Source organism: Treponema denticola ATCC 35405, assembly GCF_000008185.1.
GTDB lineage: Bacteria > Spirochaetota > Spirochaetia > Treponematales > Treponemataceae > Treponema_B > Treponema_B denticola.
This window is the reverse complement of record NC_002967.9, coordinates 28,585-47,560: the sequence shown is the minus strand read 5'-3', so window position 1 is coordinate 47,560 and position 18,976 is coordinate 28,585. Positions and strand designations below refer to the sequence as shown.

The window sequence follows — 18,976 nt, the reverse complement described above, 5'->3', positions numbered from 1 at the left end:
CTTTTCGGAAAAGCCTTGTCTATAGTCTTATAAGGTGAAACTATGTTTTATAAAGAATATATAAACTATATTGAAAGCGATGATTGGGAAACCGTACATAATTCTTTTTCAGTTAAAGCTCCCGAGAATTTTAATTTTGCTTATGACATAATAGATAGAATGGCTAAGGAATACCCCGAAAAAGAGGCTCTCGTATGGTGCGATGAAACCGAAGAAAGGATTTTTTCGTTCGGAGAATTGGCAAAGCAGATAAATAAAACAGCCAACTTTTTTAAGGCCATGGGAATAGGAAGAGGCGACACGGTTTTGCTTTTTTTGCGAAGAAGATACGAGTTTTGGTTTGTTCTTCCTGCCCTGCACAAAATAGGGGCAATAGCCGTTCCTGCAACGGTCCAGCTCGCAGCTCACGACATCGAATACCGTATTCAATCCGCCAATATAAAAATGATAATGGCCGTACAAGAAAAGAATTTGCAAGAAGAAATTCAAAAAGCTGCTGAGTCCGCTTATAATAAGCCCCTTCTTGTCTGGGTGCATGACGAAATGGAGGGTTGGATTTCCTTTGATGAACTCGTAAAAAATATGAGTGAAGATTTTACACCTCCCCAAGGGAATTCCTACCCTTGCGGAAAGGACATAGCTCTTTTGTACTTTACCTCAGGTACTTCGGGCAATCCCAAAATGGTGGAGCATAATTTTTTATATCCTCTTGGACACATTGCGACTGCAAAATTTTGGCAAAATGTCAAGGAAGGCGGAAGACACTTAAGCGTTGCAGAAACAGGCTGGGCAAAGGCTATGTGGGGAAAGATTTACGGTCAATGGCTCTGCGGCTGTGCCGTCTTTGTGTACGACATGAAAATGTTTATCCCTAAAAACCTGCTCGAAAAATTATCAAAATACAGGGTAACTTCCTTTTGTGCACCTCCTACCGTTTACAGGTACTTAATCCGCGAAAAAATAGAAGATTACGATTTATCCTCATTGGAAGAATGTACAACGGCAGGTGAAGCCCTTAGCATGGACATATTCAATACATTTAAAGAAAAGACTGGAATAGAACTGCGGGAAGGCTACGGGCAAACAGAGCTTACCCTCACAACAGGAACCTTCCCCGGCATGAAAATTAAACCCGGCTCGATGGGAAAGCCCGCCCCCGGCTATGAGATAGATATTATCCGCCCCGACGGATCTTCTTGCAAGGCAGGAGAATCGGGAGAAATCATCTTGCGTTTGGATAAAAAGGTTCCTTTCGGAATGTTCGGGGGTTATTATAAAAATGAAGAAAAAACGGCCGAGGTTTTTAAGGACGGAGTTTACCACACGGGAGACGCCGCCTATAGGGATGAAGACGGTTATTTTTGGTTTGAAAGCCGAACCGATGACCTTATAAAAAGCTCCGGTTTCCGTATAAGCCCCTTTGAGGTGGAGTCGGTTCTTCTCCAGCATCCGGCAGTCTTTGAATGTGCGGTAACAGGCGTACCCGACCCTAAGAGAGGTCAGGCGGTAAAGGCCTTTGTTGTTTTGAACAAAACCTATCAGCCGAGCCAAGCCTTGGAAAAAGAGCTTATGTTCTTTGCAAAGAAAAATGCGGCCCTTTACAAGGCCCCGCGTTCTCTCGAATTTGTAGAAACTTTGCCGAAAACCCATAACGGCAAGATAAGCCGGGCTGCAATCAGAAGCCGAAAGGTCTGATAAAAGTCGACGGATAAAAACCGGCCTGTTGAAACACAGTGATAAAGTCCCCTTGTAAGCACCGTTAAAATGTCCCCATAATAAATTGTGGAGATGACGGTGATGGAAGAAAAATTAAATATGGGAAAAAAGGAAAGAACAAGGGGAAAAATACTGGCAATGGTAGTAGAGCGTCAAATAACCTTAAAACAAGCAGCCATAAAAATGCAGGTATGTTACAGACAAGCAAAGCGTATTTACAAAAGGTATTTGGAACAAGGAGATAAAGGTCTTTTGCATAAAAGTCTAGGAAAACCTTCCTCAAAAAGAGTCGATGAAAATATAAAGAAAAAATGCTTGGAACTGTACGCTGAAAAATATCATGATTTTGGTCCTACTCTGGCAGCAGAAAAACTTGAAGAACTTGATGGGATAAAAATAAATCATGAAACGCTTAGGCGATTACTAATCAAAGCAGGTCTTTGGAGTAGAAAACGGCGAAGGAACATTCATCGAAGTAGAAGAGAAAGAAGAGAATGTTTTGGACAGATGCTTCAATTTGACGGAAGTCATCATAAATGGTTTGAGCAAAGAGGACCTAAATGCTGTTTAATGAATATAGTCGATGATGCAACAGGAATGACACAGTCGTTTTTGACGGAACAAGAGACAACGGAAGCTGCTATGAGGCTTTTATGGGGCTGGATAGACTGTCATGGGATACCTCAAGCGGTATGTTGTGATAAAAAAAATGCTTATGTTATTACACGGGAGCCAACTATGTCAGAAATAATAAAAAATGTAAGGCCTAAAACCCCGTTTCAAAAAGCTTGTGAAAAACTTGGAATACAAATAATAGTGGCTCATTCGGCTCAATCTAAAGGCCGTGTAGAAAGGAATCATAGTGTTTATCAAGACAGATTTGTAAAAGAATTACGCCTTGCAAAAATAAATACTATTGAAAAGGCTAATGCTTTTTTACAAAAAGAGTATTTACCGAAAATAAATAAAAAGTTCGCCATTGCACCTTTAGACTCACAAGATGGGCATGCTCCTTGTCCAAGTAAAGAACAGCTTGCTAATATTTTCTGCTATGAAGAACAAAGGGTTGTAAGTAATGATTTTGTTATCAGGTATGAAAACAGACTTTTTCAAATAACAAAATCGAACCGTAATATACCGAGACCTAAAACAAACATATTGTTAAGAGAACTCTTGGATGGAACCATAAAACTAATATGGAACAACAAAGAGCTTGATTTCTTAGAAATAACTAAAGAGTATCTTAAGGAGGTAAAATTATCATAACCGGCATAACAAAAGGGGACATTTCTATGGTGCTAAAACAGGGGACATTTCTATGGTGTATTGACAACGGATAAAAACCGGCCTTGACAGAGAAGCCGTAAGCAAGTAGACTTTGTTCTATAAGCTGTTCTGTAGACAGCCTGACATAAAAAAAGTTCTTTAATAAAGAACAATAAAGAGTACAAAAATGCGGAAATTTACGCAAAAAGGAGTTTATATGAGAAGAGTTGTAATTACAGGCCTCGGTGCCGTAACCCCCATAGGAAACACCCTGGATGAAACATGGGAAGGAATCAAAGCAGGTAAATGCGGAATCGGAAACATTACCCAATTTGATTGTTCCGATTTTAAGATTCAGATAGCGGCAGAAGTAAAAAACTTTGACGCTTCACAATTTATGGATAAAAAAGATGCCCGTAAAATGGCGCGGTTCACTCAATTTGCCGTAGCCGCAGCTTCGCAGGCAATGAAGGATGCCGGCCTTTCAAAAGAAAACATCGATGCAAACCGCACAGGTATAATACTCGGAAACGGTATAGGCGGTTTTGAAATCTACCAAGAAGCCTTTAAAAAATACTTTCAAGTTGCTCCGGATCGTATTCCGCCTATGACTGTTCCTCTTCTTATTCCGAATGAGGCAGCCGGAAACATAAGTATGCAGTTCGGCATAAAGGGACCGTCTTGGACATTGGCCACGGCCTGTGCTTCCGGTACCGATGCTCTCGGAAACGCTTTAGACCTTGTCCGCTCAGGAAGGCTTGATGTATGTGTATCGGGCGGTACGGAAGCTACAATTACCGGTTTCGGCATAAGCGGTTTTACGATTTTGCAAACCCTCGCCTCAGGCGATCCTGCCAAGGCTTGCTGTCCCTTCGATAAAAAGCGTTCAGGCTTTGTGATGGGCGAAGGCTCAGGCATTCTCATCCTTGAAGAATATGAACATGCAAAAAAAAGGGGAGCTAAAATATATGCAGAATTTGCGGGCTATGGAGCCTCCTCCGATGCCTACCACTTAACCAGCCCCGACCCCTCAGGTGACGGAGGAGCATTGGCTATCACCAACGCCCTCGCCGATGCAGGCGTAAAACCTGAAGAAGTTCAATACTATAATGCTCACGGAACATCGACGCCGATTAACGACCCTGCAGAAACGGCCATGATTAAAAAAGCTTTTGGAGACCATGCATATAAAATGAAGGTTTCTTCAACCAAATCGATGATAGGCCATTGCTTAGGTGCCGCAGGAGCTCTTGAAGCTATCTTCTGTATAAAGGCAATGGAAGAAGGATTTTATCCCCCGACCATTAACCTAACCGAACCCGACCTTGAAGCCGGCTGCGATTTGGACTATGTTCCGAACAAGGGCGTCAAAGGCGAAATAAACTGTGCCGCCTCAGGCTCTCTCGGCTTCGGAGGCCATAACGGCGTCGCCGTCTTTAAAAAGATAAAGTAATGACTTTTTAAAAAACTCTAATTAGATAAGCTAAAACCGAAACAACACATTTAACTTCGGCCTTCGGAATTTCCGTACCGAAGTTAAATGTGCAATTCTAAAAGAAAAAGAAATCGAAGACTTCATAAGAATAAATTTTTCAAATAAATAGGATAAAAATATTTAATACAAATTATTGACAGAAAGTAATTAATTATTATATAATAGTATGAGTAAGGAAAGTAAGGAGGCGTTTTATGGAACTTGCAAAACTAACATCTAAGGGTCAGATTACAATTCCGCTTGCGATAAGAAATATGCTCGGATTAAAAACCGGCGATAAAGTCTTTTTTGAAGAAAGCAGAGGAAAAGTTTATATTACAAATGCTTCTCAAATAACTTTAGCAAATATTCAGACTCAAATGCAAGGAGAAGCAGAAAAAGCCGGCTTTCAAACAGAAGATGACGTTATTGCTTATATTAAAGAGCTAAGGAAAAAGAGTTGAGGATTTTCATAGATTCAAACATTGTGATTTCTGCGATACTTTTCCCTGATGGTAAGGTTGCTAAAGTTTTTTCTCATTTGCTTGAAAATCATACGGTAATAATTTCTTCATATACAAAGGAAGAATGCAAAAAAGTTTTTGAAAATAAATTTCCATTTAAAAAAGAGTTATTGGGTATTTTCTTTGATGGAATTACTTTTGAAGAATTTAAGAGTCCCGATACAATTGATGAAAATAAATATCCAAAAGTTCGTGATATAAAAGATTTGCCGGTTCTTGTATCCGCAATTTTATCTGATTCAGATATTTTGATTACGGGAGACAAGGATTTTGAAGATGTAAAAATTGATAAACCGTTAATTTTTACACCATCAAAATATTTCGAATTGATTGCAGAAAAGTATGGATATATTTAGGAGGTAAATATGAAAGATTCATTTGAAATGATGGAAACATATATGGATAAGGAAGAAGTCTTGTTGAGAATATAAGAGAAAAAAGTAGAGAAAAGAGTTAAGGAGAGTATAACTGTGAACATAAGGATTATGACTGCGAATGACTACGATGCTGTATATGCGCTGTGGATGTCGTGTATAGGGATGGGGCTTAATACTATAGACGATTCAAAAGAAGGTATTACTAAATTTTTAATACGCAATCCCGAAACATGTTTTGTTGCTGAAAGCGGAGAAAAAATTATCGGAGTCATCTTGACCGGAAATGATGGACGCAGGGGATACATATATCATCTGGCTGTCATCCCCGAATGCCGCAAGCAAGGAATAGGTGCACAGCTTTTGTCCGCCGCCTTGAAAGCTTTAAAGAAAATCGGCATAGTCAAAGTTGCATTGGTTGTATTCGGTAAAAATAAAAGCGGAAATGATTTTTGGGAAAAGATGGGGTTTACTTCGAGAGACGATTTGGTATATCGAAATAAAGCTCTGACTGACATCTGCCGCATAGATACGTAGCCGATGGCGTATACCAACTGATAATAACATAGATGCAATGCGATTACTTGAAAAACCTGATATTTTAATGTATCATACCGGCAAGTTTAATGTTCGGTAGATGCACCACTGCTGTGCTCTGGAGGAAAAATGAAAAAAATATCGTTTGAATTAATCAAAAAAATTGATTTTGTATTAATTTTTATTTTCTTGATTTTGGGAATTATTACATGGGCTATTGTTATGATAAACATATTTAACCCATTTAGCGGCAGCCATACTGTATCAAATGCAGTAACAATTGTTGAAGACGATACAAAAGAGGAGATACGGGAATATATAGAATTCAATAAAAAGCTAAAAGATGTTTTTGTCTTTAATCTTAAAAGCTCAAAAATAAAAGCCGATGGGTTGTATGATGATATATCTGCATCATCCATTAAATCGAGTTTAAGTTTTTCAGGGAAAACACATAACGAAGGAATCACCAACTTTATCTTTATAAAAGATATAAGTTATGAAGAGTCTAAATTATTTGACTCAAATATTTTTATATATAAATATAAATTTGCTGAAGAAAAAACCGGAAAGGATATTTATTGCGATAAAAATATTTATGCTGTTGTAAATGAAGACACAAATAATGATAAGACTCTAAATTCGGAAGATAATATAGCCTTATATATTTCCGACTATGACGGTAAAAATTTAATTAAAATTTCAAACTCAGTATATAAAGTTAGAATTACAGACAATAACCAACTCTTATTTACTGAATATGACGGAAGCCTTTTGACATTCTTTTTATATGATATTAATTTAAATAAAAAAACTAAATTAAAGTCAGCCGAACAAGAAGTTCCGGAGAAATATATTTCTTTCTATTGATAAGATTAGAAAAACCATGCTTAAAATAGCCGTCATCGAAGATAATGAAGTTCAATCCAGACTCCTAAAGGACTATGCAAACGAATGGGCAAATAAAAATAATCTTTTGCCGGAAATTAAACTTTTTTCTTCAGGCGAACAGTTTTGGTTTGAATTTGAAGAGCTTTCCGATATAGATATAATCTTATTGGATATACAGATGTCTAGGATAAGCGGTATCGAACTTGCCAAAAAAATAAGAAAAACAAAAAGCGATGCCGTTATCATCTTTATAACAGGTATACCCGACTATATGCAGGAAGGCTACGATGTCGAAGCCTTGCACTATCTTTTAAAGCCTGTAAAAAAAGAAAAACTTTTTGATTGCTTGGATCGAGCCTTAAAAAAGCAGGATAAAGTTAAAGAAGAAAATTTTGTCTTTTCATGCGAAGGCCGCCTTACAACATTAAAGCAATCTGAAATTGTTTTTATAGAATCTATTTCGCATAATCTAAAAATAAAAACTTTAAAAAGCGAGTACATAACAAGGATGAATTTATCGGAGGCGGAAGAAAAGCTAAATTCCAAACTATTTGTAAAAACTCACAGAGCCTTTATCGCAAACCTGATGCACATAAGGCAGCTTCAAAAAGACAAGGCCGTCCTTGCAGATAATACTTTAATTCCGATAAGCCGCAGGGAATATAAAAATGTCAACACTCTTTTTATCGGCTTTTTTACCCAAGGAGAAACCTGATGTTCATTTTTATACTTGTTTTAAGCTCAATCCTCTTGCTGTTTATACTTCTGTACTTTTTAATTAGAAGAGCCGTCAATAAGCGTTTTGATGATTTTGAAAACGGCCTTATCAATAAATACTACGAGGATGTAGATTCCATCTATAAAAAAATGCGCGGCTGGCGGCATGACTTTCATAATCATATTCAAGTTATGAAGGCCTATCTTGAATTTAAAAACTATGATGAACTTGAAAGCTATTTAAACAATTTGACCGAAGACTTGATTAAGGTAGACAGTGTAATAAAAACCGGAAACCTGATGAGCGATGCAATCTTAAATACGAAGGCCGCTATCGCTCTTTCCCATGATATAAAACTAAACATAAAAGCCTCCATTCCTGAAAACATAGCCTTAAGCGACCTTGAACTTTGCGTAATAATAGGAAATCTTTTTGATAATGCCATTGAGGGTGCTTTAAGTCTAAAAGAAAAAGAGAAAAGATTTATAAGGGTGTACATAAGAAAATTAAACGACAACCTCTATATATCGTTTACAAATTCTTGCGAGGGCCGCCGCAAAAAGACTCAAGGAAAATTTCTTACAACAAAAGAAGGTAAAGATCACGGCTTCGGCTCAGGACGCATCGATGCTATAGTAAAAAAATATTCTGCCTTTATAAACCGCCAAAGCGAAGAAGGAGCTTTCGCCGTCGAAATCATGTTTCCGCTTGTTTTGCTCCCTAATCTTCCGAATGTTTTATAGCCAAAAACTAAACATTTCAAACTACATATGTACCGATTTGATTTTTTTCTTTTATATTTTTTAATAGAAAGTAATTTGTACTTGATAAATTTTATTTTTTAGACTATACTGAGAAATAATTTAAGGAGGTTCTTAATGGCTGTCGCATCTTTGGTATTGGGTATTATTGCCCTTGTAATCGGAGTAGTTTCCGGAGGCTCTCTTGGTTGGTTTGGCTCAATTCTTGCAATTCTAGGTATAATTTTCGGTGCACTTGGCAGAAAAAATCCTGAATCTAAGGGGATTTCGACCGCGGGTCTTGTTTTGTCCATTATAGCTCTGCTGCTGGGAGTTATATTATGGATTGCATGCTTTGCGTGCCTTGCAGGAACTGCAGCTGCTTTATCAACTATGTAAAGATATCTAACAAAATTAGACCAAAACTATAATTCGTGGCAAGATAATCTTTACAATTAAGAATAGATAGTCGAATATTTAATTCGATTATCTATTTTCATTTATAAAACACCATCATTCAATTAATATGCAGCCTTACATATCTTTTTTTAAATTTGAAATTCCTTCCTATGGGTTAATGATTGCTCTTGGTATTATCGTTGCAAATATAATAGGCGGAATAGTTATTAAAAAAGAAAAATTGGATATCAACGATTTTATAATAATTGAAGCCTACCTTTTTTTAAGCGGAATCATAGGCGCAAAGCTTTTATATCTTTTAATAGCCAAAGATTCAATTGAGTGGTCAAAAATATTCGACTTAAACTATTTTCATAGCTTAATAGAATCAGGCTTTGTTTTCTATGGAGGAGTCATTGGAGGTCTATTAATAATTCCTTTTATAAAAAAAATACATAAAATAAAAGTAGAGGTGTATTTAAAAAAATCAATATTTATGCTTCCGCTTATACATGCTTTTGGAAGAGTAGGTTGTTTTTTAGCCGGCTGTTGTTATGGAATTCCTTACTGCGGATACTTTAATGTAGTTTTTCCAAAAAACTCATTTGCTCCCCAAGGCATAAATCTCTTTCCGATCCAGCTATGTGAAGCTTTTTTTCTGATTTTATTATCGTTTTTTTTACTATACTTAACATTAAAAAATAAAAGTAGGCTCACAGTCCTTATATATTTATTTTGTTATAGCATAATCCGCTTTATCTTGGAATTTCTTAGATATGACTCCGCACGAGGAAAAGTTCTGTTTTTTTCCACTTCGCAATGGATAAGTCTTATAATTTTAATTTACACAATTATATATTTTTCAAAACACTGCATATTTTCAAAAAACCGTTTGCGTCAAATTTGATACCATCTATGCCATTCTCTCCCAAAATATTAATTTTATTGTATAATAAGGCTCATTAAAACAAAGAGGGTAAATACAACGAGCTCTGGAATGCCCAAGCTCAATATTATAAGGAAGAGGAAATTGAAAAGCTTTTAAGATAAATAATATCTTTTAAAAGCTCATAAGGATTTTTAGATATATAAAATATTCGGAGGAAATTAAAATGAAAAAACGAGGTATTTTACGGAATTGGGGCTATCTATTAAAAAACATAGCCGAAACCGACAAGCTATTATTTTTACTTATATTTGCTTGTGTACCGATTGCAATACTTATGCCTTACCTGCAAGCTTTTTTACCGAGGGCTGTAATCGAGGGTTTACAAAATAAAACGGAGCTTCAATCCTATCTGCTAAAAATTCTTTTAATAGCAATGGCTCTTGCCGTTACAGTGCTTTTAGAACAAACCGTAAAATGGCTGCTCGAAATGAAGGGGCAAGACCAAAGAGGAAGGTTCTCAAAAGAACTCCGTAAACACGCAATAAAGGTTGACTATGAAAAAATGGCAGCAGTTTCCTTTGCTCAAAGCTTCGACCTTTCAATAGAAGCAATTGCCGGAGATATAGCTATTACAGGACAGTCTGCAAATATAACCGCAAATTTTTTAACAAGTCTTTTAGGTATAATTGCATTTGCTCCATTAATCATCAATATACAACCTATTTTAATTTTAATCATCTTTATTTCATTTTTGACAAATTATTTCTATGGAATTTTTCTAACAAATTATGATGAAAAGATAACCGAACAAAATAAGGGAGTAAACCGTAAGCTGCACTACATTGCTTATAAGAGTATCAATTATAAATATGCAAAAGATATAAGACTATATAAAATGTCCGATTGGTTTTTTAAAAGCTACCAAACCTACAACAACGAAAGAAGAAGATGGGAGCGGAAATTAAGCGGCAAGCGTTTTTTAGGGGACTTAATCGCAGGCCTTTTTGTATTTATTAGAGACGGCCTTGCATACTTTTATCTTATTACTCAAATATTTACAGGAAAAATCGGAATAGCTCAATTTGTCTTCTTGTTCCCTATTATTACAAGTTTTTCGGATTGGCTTATTTCCCTTTCCACTCAAATAACCGAATTGCGTACAGGCAGTTTAAAACTGGATTATCTTCGCAATTTTTTTGACACATGTAATGATAACCGTAAAAGCAAGGGCGCCCCGCTGCCGGTTTCTTTTAATATAGAATTAAAAAATGTTTCTTATAAATATCCTGAATCGGATAAGCTTATTTTAAAAGATATTAACTTGAATATTAAACAAAACGAAAAAATTGCCATAGTCGGAGTAAACGGAGCCGGAAAAACAACCCTCATCAATTTGATTATGAATTTATTTTTCCCGACTCAAGGAGATGTTTTTATAGGAGGAAAAAATACAAAGAACTATTCCCAAGATGAACTTCTTCCGATTTTTGGAGCGGTTTTTCAAGAAACATTTATACCTCCTGAAACAATTAAAAATATTATATGTGCTTCTTCCGATTCACATGATGAAATGAAGTTTCAAAAAGCCGTAAAAGACTCCGGTTTTGAAAAAACTATTTTAGAACTTCCTCAAAAAGAAAATACTTATTTGGTAAAAAGCACAAGAAAAGAAGCCGTCGATTTATCGGGGGGACAAAACCAGCGGTTAATGCTTGCCCGAGTTTTATATAGGGATGCTCCCATCCTTATTTTGGATGAGCCTACTGCAGCCCTAGACCCGATAGCCGAAAGTGAAATATACGAGCATTACAATAAAATGACTCAAAACAAAACTTCAATCTTTATTTCGCACAGACTGGCTTCCACAAGATTTTGTGATAGGATTATTTTAATAGAAGACGGAAAGATTATTGAAGAGGGAACCCATGAAAGCCTTATGGCTAAGGGCTGCAAGTATGCCGAAATGTTTAATATACAGTCAACATATTATACGGAAAAATAATAGGGAGGAAACAATGTTATTGGAAAAAAAAAGGCACACAACAAAAGAAATTATTTCTACATTTTTTAAGTCGATTAAGTTTTTAAATACTTTGGATAAGGGGCTTTGCTTTAATTATGCATTGATAGGTATCGTAACAGGCTTGCGTCCCTTTGTGAATATCTACATGCTTAAAAAGATTATAAACGCTCTCTCACAGGGTTTACCTAAAGAGCACTTATTTTTGCTTGCAGGAATAAGCATTGCAATAAATTTATTATTATTCTTATGCGAAAAATTTATAGGGCACAATTCCTATTTTAGAATGGAAAATTTAACGCAGCTTCGAAATATGGAAATAGCAAAAAAGAATACCACAATGGATTATGAATTTATCGAAGATGCCGAACTCCAAATCGAAATGGAAAAAATGTATAATATGGATTATAACGGAGGCTTCGGCTTATTTTCACAGCTTATGAATATTCATAATCTTAGCCAAAATATTGTGTTGTTTATCATCGGCTTAATTCTTTCAATTCCAATGTATACATCTTATGCTCCGATTTTAGGAATACCTTTATGGATTCAAAACAGTATTTTCACTTTCTTTATTATTTTGATATCCGTTTTAAGTATAAGAATAAATAAAAGGGCTTTGGAAAAAAGAGATGCATTTATGAAAAACAATCTCTTTGAAGAAATGAGACCTTACAGCTATGCCGTAAGTCTTGCTCCGGAATACAAAATAGGAAAAGATATCCGGCTGTACAACAAAAAATTATATAATGAATATTTTACAGGCTCAAGCGATTTTCAAATAAAAATAGTAAACGCATTTTTAAGATTCAGCCTTTTTCCACAGCTTGCTCAAATCTTTTTTAACATGTTCAGTTTAGGTTTAATCTATATCTTTGTGGGAATAAAGGCCTATTACGGAGCAATTCAGATAGGAGACATAATTCAATATTCGGGAGCCGTTACTCAATTTGTTTTTGCGGTTGCAGGTCTTACAAGAGCTTATAATCAAATTGCAGCAAACTGTGATTTCTTCGATCTTTGTTTAGGCTATATCAACTTAAAAGAAACAAAATACAAGGGAAGTCTTCCTATCGAAAAAAGAGATGACAACGAATATGATTTTGAATTTAAAAATGTAAGTTTTAAATATCCTCAAAGCGAAAAATATGCATTAAAAAATGTCAACCTAAAATTCAGGATAGGAAAAAAACTTGCAATAGTCGGCATGAACGGAAGCGGTAAAACAACTCTGGTAAAATTATTAACCCGCCTCTATGATCCGAGTGAGGGCGAAATTTTACTTAACGGTATTGATATTAAAAAATTCGATTACGATGAGTATCTGGATATTTTTTCGGTTGTCTTCCAAGATTTTAATCTTTTTGCTTTAAACATTGCCCAAAATGTAGCCTCTTCGGCAGATTACGATAAAACAAAAGTAGAAGAAGCCTTAAACCTTTCAGGTTTTTCCGATTCGCTTAAAAAAATGCCTCAAGGCATCGAAACATACCTCTACAATGATTTTGAAAAGGGCGGAATCGAAATATCGGGCGGTGAAGCTCAAAAGATTGCGATGGCAAGGGCTATTTACAAGGACTCTCCCTTTATAATACTAGATGAACCGACCGCAGCTCTCGATCCGATTTCCGAATTTGAAATTTATTCAAAGTTTGATACAATTATAGGGAATAAAACAGCCGTTTATATTTCGCACCGTCTTTCTTCATGTAAATTTTGTAATGAAATTGCAGTCTTTGATGAAGGCAAGTTAGTACAGCACGGTTCTCACGATGCTCTTCTTCAAGAGAAAAGTGGAAAATACCACGAGCTATGGAATGCCCAAGCTCAGTACTATAAGGAAGAGGAAATTGAAAAGCTTTTAATATAAAAACTCCGGCCGATTGAAAAACACTTTTTTTTATGTTATATTATTCCTTAGTTTACTTTAGGATTAATTATGGAAGAAAAATTATCTACACTTTGCTCGGTTTTAAGTAAAGACCAACCGGTACTTGTACAAACTCATGATTTTCCCGATCATGATGCCCTGGGTGCCGCTTATGCTCTTTTAAAACTTTTAGAAACTTACGGCTACAAAGTAGAGATTGCTTACGGCGGTCATATTCAAAGTCTATCTTTAATAGAATTTGTAGAATATTTAAACTACCCGCTTTTAAAACTTGATGAAATCGATGATCTAAAAAAATACCAAGTTGTAATTGTAGACGGCTCCCCTTTTAAGGGAACCGTAAAATATGTAGGCGGTATCTTAAAAGCCGTAATAGACCATCATCCTGAAAGAATTCAGTCTACGGCAGCTTATACGGATATAAGAGTAGGAATCGGAGCCTGTTCTTCCATTATTTGGTCTTATTGGAAAGAATCCGGAAAAGAATATGACGAAATAACTGCAACAGCAATGATTGCGGGTATACAGCTGGATACGGCTTTTTTATCCAGAGGTGTAAGTAAACTTGATCTGGATGCTTATTATGAACTTTACTTTAAATCGGATGTGCAGAAGACATATCAAATGATTAAAACTACCATAAACATCTGCGACCTCGAAGAAATAGGAAGAGCTTTTACCGACTATTTACGCATAGATAATTTCTTAATTGTAGAATTAAGTGAAGACTACTCAAGAGCTATTTTATCGGTTGTAGCCGACTTTTTAATTTGGATAAAAGATATTTCTTTTGTTATTGTACTGGAAACAGACGGCCCTGAATATAAACTCTCCGCACGCAGCCGCGATAAAAACCTTGATGCAGGCTGGTTAATTCAAGAAGCAGTAAAAGACATGGGCTCGGGAGGCGGTCATGCACACATGGCCGGCGGAGTAATAGATGCAGAAAGATATTGCGGTAAAACCGTATTTTTAAACTCTATCATTAAGTTAGCTAATTCTGAACAAGGAAACAACTGTGGACGAAAATAACGAAAAAACTTTAAAGCGTATTCTTTTAAAAGACCGCGAAATTATTCTTTTAGGAACGGCTCACGTTTCTAAAGAAAGTATTAAGGATGTTGAATCTACAATTAGGGAAGAAAATCCCGATTGTGTATGTGTAGAATTGGATGAAGTAAGGTATAAGTCCTTAACCTCAAAAGACACTTGGCAGCAAATCAATATCTCCCAAGTTTTACGGGAAGGAAAAGGATTTTTACTCCTTGCAAATCTGGTTCTAGCCTCTTTTCAAAAAAAACTTGGAAGCGACCTCGGCGTAAAACCCGGCGATGAAATGAAGGCCGCAATTGAAGTTTCTCAAGAACTGAATATTAAAACCGAAATGGTTGACCGCCCGATTCACACAACATTAAAAAGAGCTTGGGCAAAAAACCGCGGCTGGGGAAGATCAAAACTATTGGCAACCCTTTTAAGTGCAGCCTTTTCAAACGAAAAACTTGAAGAAGCCGAAATCGAAAAATTAAAAAATCAAAGCGCAATGGATAACATGATGCAGGAAATGGCCGAGTATCTGCCGAACATAAAAGGCGTTTTAATAGATGAGAGAGACCGCTACCTTGCATCAAAAATTTGGGAAAGCAGCGGCAAAAAAATTGTGGCTGTCTTGGGTGCAGGCCATCTTCCCGGAACGGAACGCTTTATAAAAGAACTGGAAGCAGGTACAAAAACAACGGATGTATCCGACATTGAAGTAATTCCGCCGAAAAGCACAGTAAGCAAAATTGCCGCTTGGATATTTCCCATAGTTATAATAGGCTTAATCATTCTCGGCTTTTTTAAGGGAGGCGGTATAAAAACCGGCCAAATGCTCTTATCCTTTGTTCTTTGGAACGGAGGACTCGCAGCGATAGGAGCCATTATCGCCATGGGGCATCCTCTGGCCATCCTAGCTTCATTTTTAGGAGCTCCATTTACAACGATAAACCCGTTTTTGGGTATAGGAATGATTTCAGGCCTTGTACAGGCTTGGGCAAAAAAGCCGCAAGTAAAAGACATGGAAAACCTTACACATGATGCTGGAAGCTTTTCAGGCTGGTATAAGAACAGAATAACAAAGGTTCTTCTTGTTTTTATTCTATCTTCTCTCGGAAGCTCGATAGGAACATTTATGACGGTTCCGGCTCTTATTGCTAATCTGATTAAATAAAAAAGCCCGACAAAAAACTTCTGTAAGAGATATAAATGTAAGAGCTATAAAAAAGGAGGGGAACCTCTTTGAGGAGGTTCCCATTATGAAAAAAAAACTAAAAAATGGAAAAAGGCGCCGATCAGAATCGAACTGATGAATGAAGGTTTTGCAGACCTGTCCCTTACCACTTGGGTACGGCGCCGAACTTTGCCCAGTATACCAAAAAATACAAACTTTGACAAGGGCTTATAGCAATTTTAATAAAAAAATAGTATAATGTACTCATGTTTGACATGAAACCTGTTATAATAAAGAAGATATTTAAAAATCAGCCTCACTATATTCTTACATGGTCGCCTCTTAAGAAGGCTGATAAGTATCAGATTAATCGCGCTGTACCTGCTATGTCAGGTGTTTATGAGCTTTATAAAATGGATAAAGAAAAACATCTCAATCTTTTATCGGTAACCCATGCGTGGTACGGCGGTTTAAGAAGCAATATCAGGGAAGCTATAGACCCCGATACAAAAACAGATCCTGAAAGAAGAAAAATATTGGAAGACGATGATATAGAGCTTTATTACAGGTATTCATGCTCCGATTCTTTTGGGGACCTGTTGGATGTTGTCTGGTTTTTACATTCAACATATTTTCCTGATGATATTCGTGTAGAATCATCAAACCGATATGAAAATTTTTTCCTTACAGAAAGAGCACCCGATAAGGTTTACTGGCTGGAATAAATAAACTTATGAAAATCGAATTCTCACTTGCAAAAAAGAGCATACTATTTTTTTTATGTATTTTTTTATTGGCGGTCGATTTGAACTCCGTTTCTTCCGTAAAACGATTACCCAACTTTTACGATAATGTACCGAACGAAGAACTGGCCGCCGAAATAATTGAGAACATGACCGATGAGGAACTTTTGGCTCAAACCTTTATGTTCGGCTGGGCAGGCCAAGATCCCGGGGACTTACTTTTGTCATGGATTCAAGACTCCGGATTGGGCAGTATAAAAGTTTTCGGCTGGAATACCGGCGATTCCCGCAAACTTGCAAAATCCATTTCCATTTTACAAAAAAAATCCCTCGAAGGAAGATTCGGTATTCCGCTTTTTGTTGCAACCGATCAAGAAGGAGGCTGGGTTCGGCATGTAAAGGGTCTGACCTCTGAAACTCCCGGAAATCTTGCAATAGGAGCATCGGGCATACCTCAAGATTCTTACTATTCCGGCTATTATATTTCAAGAGAAATAAGGGCGCTAGGTATAAACTTAAACTTTGCTCCCACTGTAGACCTTTTAACGGACCATGACTCGTCAATAATAGGCCCACGCTCCTTTGGGGACTCCCCTCATGCTGTAGGAATATTGGGAGCCGCCTTTGTACGGGGAAGCAGGGATGCAGGCGTTCTTACAACGGCAAAACATTTTCCGGGTCATGGAGATACCAGCATTGACAGTCACGGCCGTCTGCCTAAAATCGACATATCCGAAGAAACCTTCCGCAACAGGGAATTGATTCCCTTTAAATATCTGATAGATGCCGGCGTACCTGCAATTATGACAGGACACTTAAACTTTTCATCAATCTTACCTAATGGAGAGCCTGCAACATTTTCCAAATATCTTTTAACGGATATACTGCGCGGAGAACTGGGGTTTAAAGGACTTATAATTACCGATGACATGATGATGCATGGGGCTATGAATTTTGCAGGGGGTATTGCAAAGGCTGTTAAAATGGCCTTAGAAGCCGGAAACGATATAATCGAATCTTCCACAACGCCTCGGCACTATCAAGCTTTTTGGAAGGATAATATCAGGGCAATGAAGGAGGAACCTCAATTTAAAGAAAGGGTAAAGGATGCGGCCTTTAGAATTTTACTTGAAAAATTGAAGTATTTTAAAAGCGATAACTATGTTCCCATTCTGCCCGATATGGAAAAACTGGATGAAAGAATTCCCGATAAGGAAGGCCAAAAGTTCTTTTTGAGTTTGGCCGGCCGCGCCACTACAATAGTGCGTGCTGTCGATATCCCTTTTAAGCCTGAAGAAAATGAGGATATCCTTCTTGTATCTGCCTATAAAGATTTTTTTAAATACGGCTTAAAGCGTTTCCCCAAGGCAAAAATAATTGAAGTAGACTCGGCCTATTACCACGTACGGAACTTTGATACAATTATCTTTTGTCTTTCCGATAAATATTCTTTAGGCGTTTTGCAAAAAATAATGTACTCCTATCCTAAGAAAAAATACATAGTTATCTCGGTTTTATCTCCTGCATTTTTGGTAAAGGTCCCTAAAGTCCAAACGGCAATAGCCATTTACAGTTATTCGCCGGCATCCTTTACTGCTGCATTCGGAGCTCTTTGCGGAGACTTCATCCCTAACGGAAAACTTCCTATTTCAGGAATAGAGTAATGAAATGCTCAGTTATTCACCTTACAAATAAAAATATAGATCTCTTCATTGATAATATTCTTCCTTACGAGTACCTATGCATAAACCTTGCCGAGTGTCTAAAAAAACAAAAAAGATTTTTTGATATGGGCCAAGAGCTTTTTACCTTTATAAAGGCTGACATTTTTTTTTCATGCGATAAAGAATTTATAGGTATTTTGTTTTTAGCAGCCCACGGTGTTTTACTGCATTGTTTTACCAAAGAAATTACTGACGATATTGCAAAATATATAAAAAATAATTTTTTAAAGCACACAAATCCTCTTTCCGTAATGGGAGAAAAAAACACATCCATTTATTTGGAACAATTAATAAATGAAAGCTTGTCGCTTGTGCCGGCTCGTTTTGAAAACTACAAACTGCTTACGCTCAAAACAAAACCTTTAACACCGAACTTTTTTTGTACAAGGGCTTCCGATAATCTGAATACCAAATTGGAATTTATAAAACCGCAGATTGAAGATGCGGAACTTCTCTGTCCTATGGAAATAGAATACAATGAATCGGAAGTATTGGCGCCCGGAGTAAAAGCCTCTCACGAATCATGTCTAAAGCTATTAAAAAAAAGAATAAACAACCATGCCCTATATGCAGTAAAAAAAGACGGTAAGTATATTGCAAAGGCCGGAATAAACGCATCCGGTTTTAGATGGAATCAAATAGGCGGAGTATTTACAATTCCTGAATATAGAAATAAGGGTGTGGGAGCTGCAAACATGATGATGCTGACAAATGACTGTTTCCAATATAACAAAAAGTGTGCTCTTTTTGTAAAAATTAAAAATCCGGCAGCAAGGCAAATGTATAAAAAAATAGGATTTACCGAATCCTGTGATTTTAGAATTTCATATTTTTAGATTTGTCATCTAATTTTTAAAAGAGCTT

Annotated in this window: 18 protein-coding genes and 1 tRNA gene; 18 read left to right on the top strand and 1 reads right to left on the bottom strand. The window is 36.6% G+C overall.

Going from position 1 to position 18,976, the window contains the following annotated elements; all coding sequences use genetic code 11:
• Positions 1–42: 42 nt before the first annotated feature.
• The 15 genes from TDE_RS00210 to TDE_RS00140 all read left to right on the top strand — a co-directional run bounded on the left by TDE_RS00210 (position 43) and on the right by TDE_RS00140 (position 15,645).
• On the top strand, positions 43–1,695 hold the full coding sequence (locus TDE_RS00210; protein WP_002680894.1) for an AMP-binding protein: 1,653 nt from the start codon (positions 43–45) through the stop codon (positions 1,693–1,695).
• 102 nt (positions 1,696–1,797) lie between these two features.
• A complete protein-coding gene (locus tag TDE_RS00205; RefSeq protein WP_002679811.1) occupies positions 1,798–2,982 on the top strand; it encodes an ISNCY-like element ISTde1 family transposase in 1,185 nt (394 codons plus the stop codon).
• A 217-nt stretch (positions 2,983–3,199) separates the two neighbouring features.
• Positions 3,200–4,435, top strand: coding sequence for a beta-ketoacyl-ACP synthase II (gene fabF, locus TDE_RS00200; protein ID WP_002673329.1), 1,236 nt, complete (start codon positions 3,200–3,202; stop codon positions 4,433–4,435).
• 236 nt (positions 4,436–4,671) lie between these two features.
• Positions 4,672–4,920, top strand: a complete 249-nt coding sequence (locus tag TDE_RS00195; protein WP_002666876.1) for an AbrB/MazE/SpoVT family DNA-binding domain-containing protein — start codon at positions 4,672–4,674, stop codon at positions 4,918–4,920.
• A complete protein-coding gene (locus TDE_RS00190; protein WP_002680893.1) occupies positions 4,917–5,336 on the top strand; it encodes a putative toxin-antitoxin system toxin component, PIN family in 420 nt (139 codons plus the stop codon). Before TDE_RS00195 ends, TDE_RS00190 begins: the two co-directional genes overlap by 4 nt.
• A gap of 114 nt (positions 5,337–5,450) precedes the next feature.
• Positions 5,451–5,891, top strand: coding sequence for a GNAT family N-acetyltransferase (locus tag TDE_RS00185; RefSeq protein ID WP_002673332.1), 441 nt, complete (start codon positions 5,451–5,453; stop codon positions 5,889–5,891).
• A gap of 129 nt (positions 5,892–6,020) precedes the next feature.
• Positions 6,021–6,758: a hypothetical protein gene (locus TDE_RS00180; RefSeq protein ID WP_002680892.1), complete on the top strand. Its 738-nt coding sequence runs from the start codon at positions 6,021–6,023 to the stop codon at positions 6,756–6,758.
• A 16-nt stretch (positions 6,759–6,774) separates the two neighbouring features.
• On the top strand, positions 6,775–7,494 hold the full coding sequence (gene atcR, locus TDE_RS00175) for a response regulator transcription factor AtcR (RefSeq protein WP_002680891.1): 720 nt from the start codon (positions 6,775–6,777) through the stop codon (positions 7,492–7,494).
• On the top strand, positions 7,494–8,240 hold the full coding sequence (atcS, locus tag TDE_RS00170; RefSeq protein WP_002680890.1) for a histidine kinase AtcS: 747 nt from the start codon (positions 7,494–7,496) through the stop codon (positions 8,238–8,240). Before atcR ends, atcS begins: the two co-directional genes overlap by 1 nt.
• A gap of 135 nt (positions 8,241–8,375) precedes the next feature.
• Entirely contained in the window at positions 8,376–8,636 is a 261-nt protein-coding gene (locus tag TDE_RS00165) for a hypothetical protein (RefSeq protein WP_002666892.1), read from the top strand.
• A 127-nt stretch (positions 8,637–8,763) separates the two neighbouring features.
• Positions 8,764–9,543 (top strand): prolipoprotein diacylglyceryl transferase, encoded by a 780-nt coding sequence (locus TDE_RS00160; RefSeq protein ID WP_002680889.1) that lies wholly within the window; start codon positions 8,764–8,766, stop codon positions 9,541–9,543.
• A gap of 205 nt (positions 9,544–9,748) precedes the next feature.
• Positions 9,749–11,527 carry an ABC transporter ATP-binding protein gene (locus TDE_RS00155; RefSeq protein WP_002680888.1) on the top strand — a complete coding sequence of 593 codons (1,779 nt, stop codon included), beginning with the start codon at positions 9,749–9,751 and terminating at the stop codon, positions 11,525–11,527.
• Between the two features lie 13 nt (positions 11,528–11,540).
• On the top strand, positions 11,541–13,415 hold the full coding sequence (locus TDE_RS00150; protein WP_002680887.1) for an ABC transporter ATP-binding protein: 1,875 nt from the start codon (positions 11,541–11,543) through the stop codon (positions 13,413–13,415).
• Between the two features lie 69 nt (positions 13,416–13,484).
• Positions 13,485–14,468, top strand: a complete 984-nt coding sequence (locus TDE_RS00145; RefSeq protein WP_002680886.1) for a DHH family phosphoesterase — start codon at positions 13,485–13,487, stop codon at positions 14,466–14,468.
• Positions 14,455–15,645 (top strand): TraB/GumN family protein, encoded by a 1,191-nt coding sequence (locus TDE_RS00140; protein ID WP_002680885.1) that lies wholly within the window; start codon positions 14,455–14,457, stop codon positions 15,643–15,645. Before TDE_RS00145 ends, TDE_RS00140 begins: the two co-directional genes overlap by 14 nt.
• 112 nt (positions 15,646–15,757) lie before the next feature.
• Here the strand turns inward: TDE_RS00140 and TDE_RS00135 are convergent.
• Positions 15,758–15,829: transfer RNA gene (locus tag TDE_RS00135), tRNA-Cys, on the bottom strand.
• Between the two features lie 82 nt (positions 15,830–15,911).
• On the opposite strand from TDE_RS00135, the gene TDE_RS00130 reads away from it, so the two are divergent.
• Genes TDE_RS00130 through TDE_RS00120 form a run of 3 tightly spaced genes read left to right on the top strand, consistent with a single transcriptional unit; the run spans position 15,912 to position 18,948 of the window.
• Complete coding sequence (locus TDE_RS00130; RefSeq protein WP_002680884.1) at positions 15,912–16,370, top strand: hypothetical protein; 459 nt, start codon at positions 15,912–15,914, stop codon at positions 16,368–16,370.
• An 8-nt stretch (positions 16,371–16,378) separates the two neighbouring features.
• A complete protein-coding gene (locus tag TDE_RS00125; protein ID WP_002680883.1) occupies positions 16,379–18,052 on the top strand; it encodes a glycoside hydrolase family 3 protein in 1,674 nt (557 codons plus the stop codon).
• Entirely contained in the window at positions 18,052–18,948 is an 897-nt protein-coding gene (locus TDE_RS00120) for a GNAT family N-acetyltransferase (RefSeq protein WP_002680882.1), read from the top strand. The genes TDE_RS00125 and TDE_RS00120 overlap by 1 nt, the downstream gene beginning before the upstream one ends.
• The last annotated feature ends 28 nt before the right edge of the window (positions 18,949–18,976 follow it).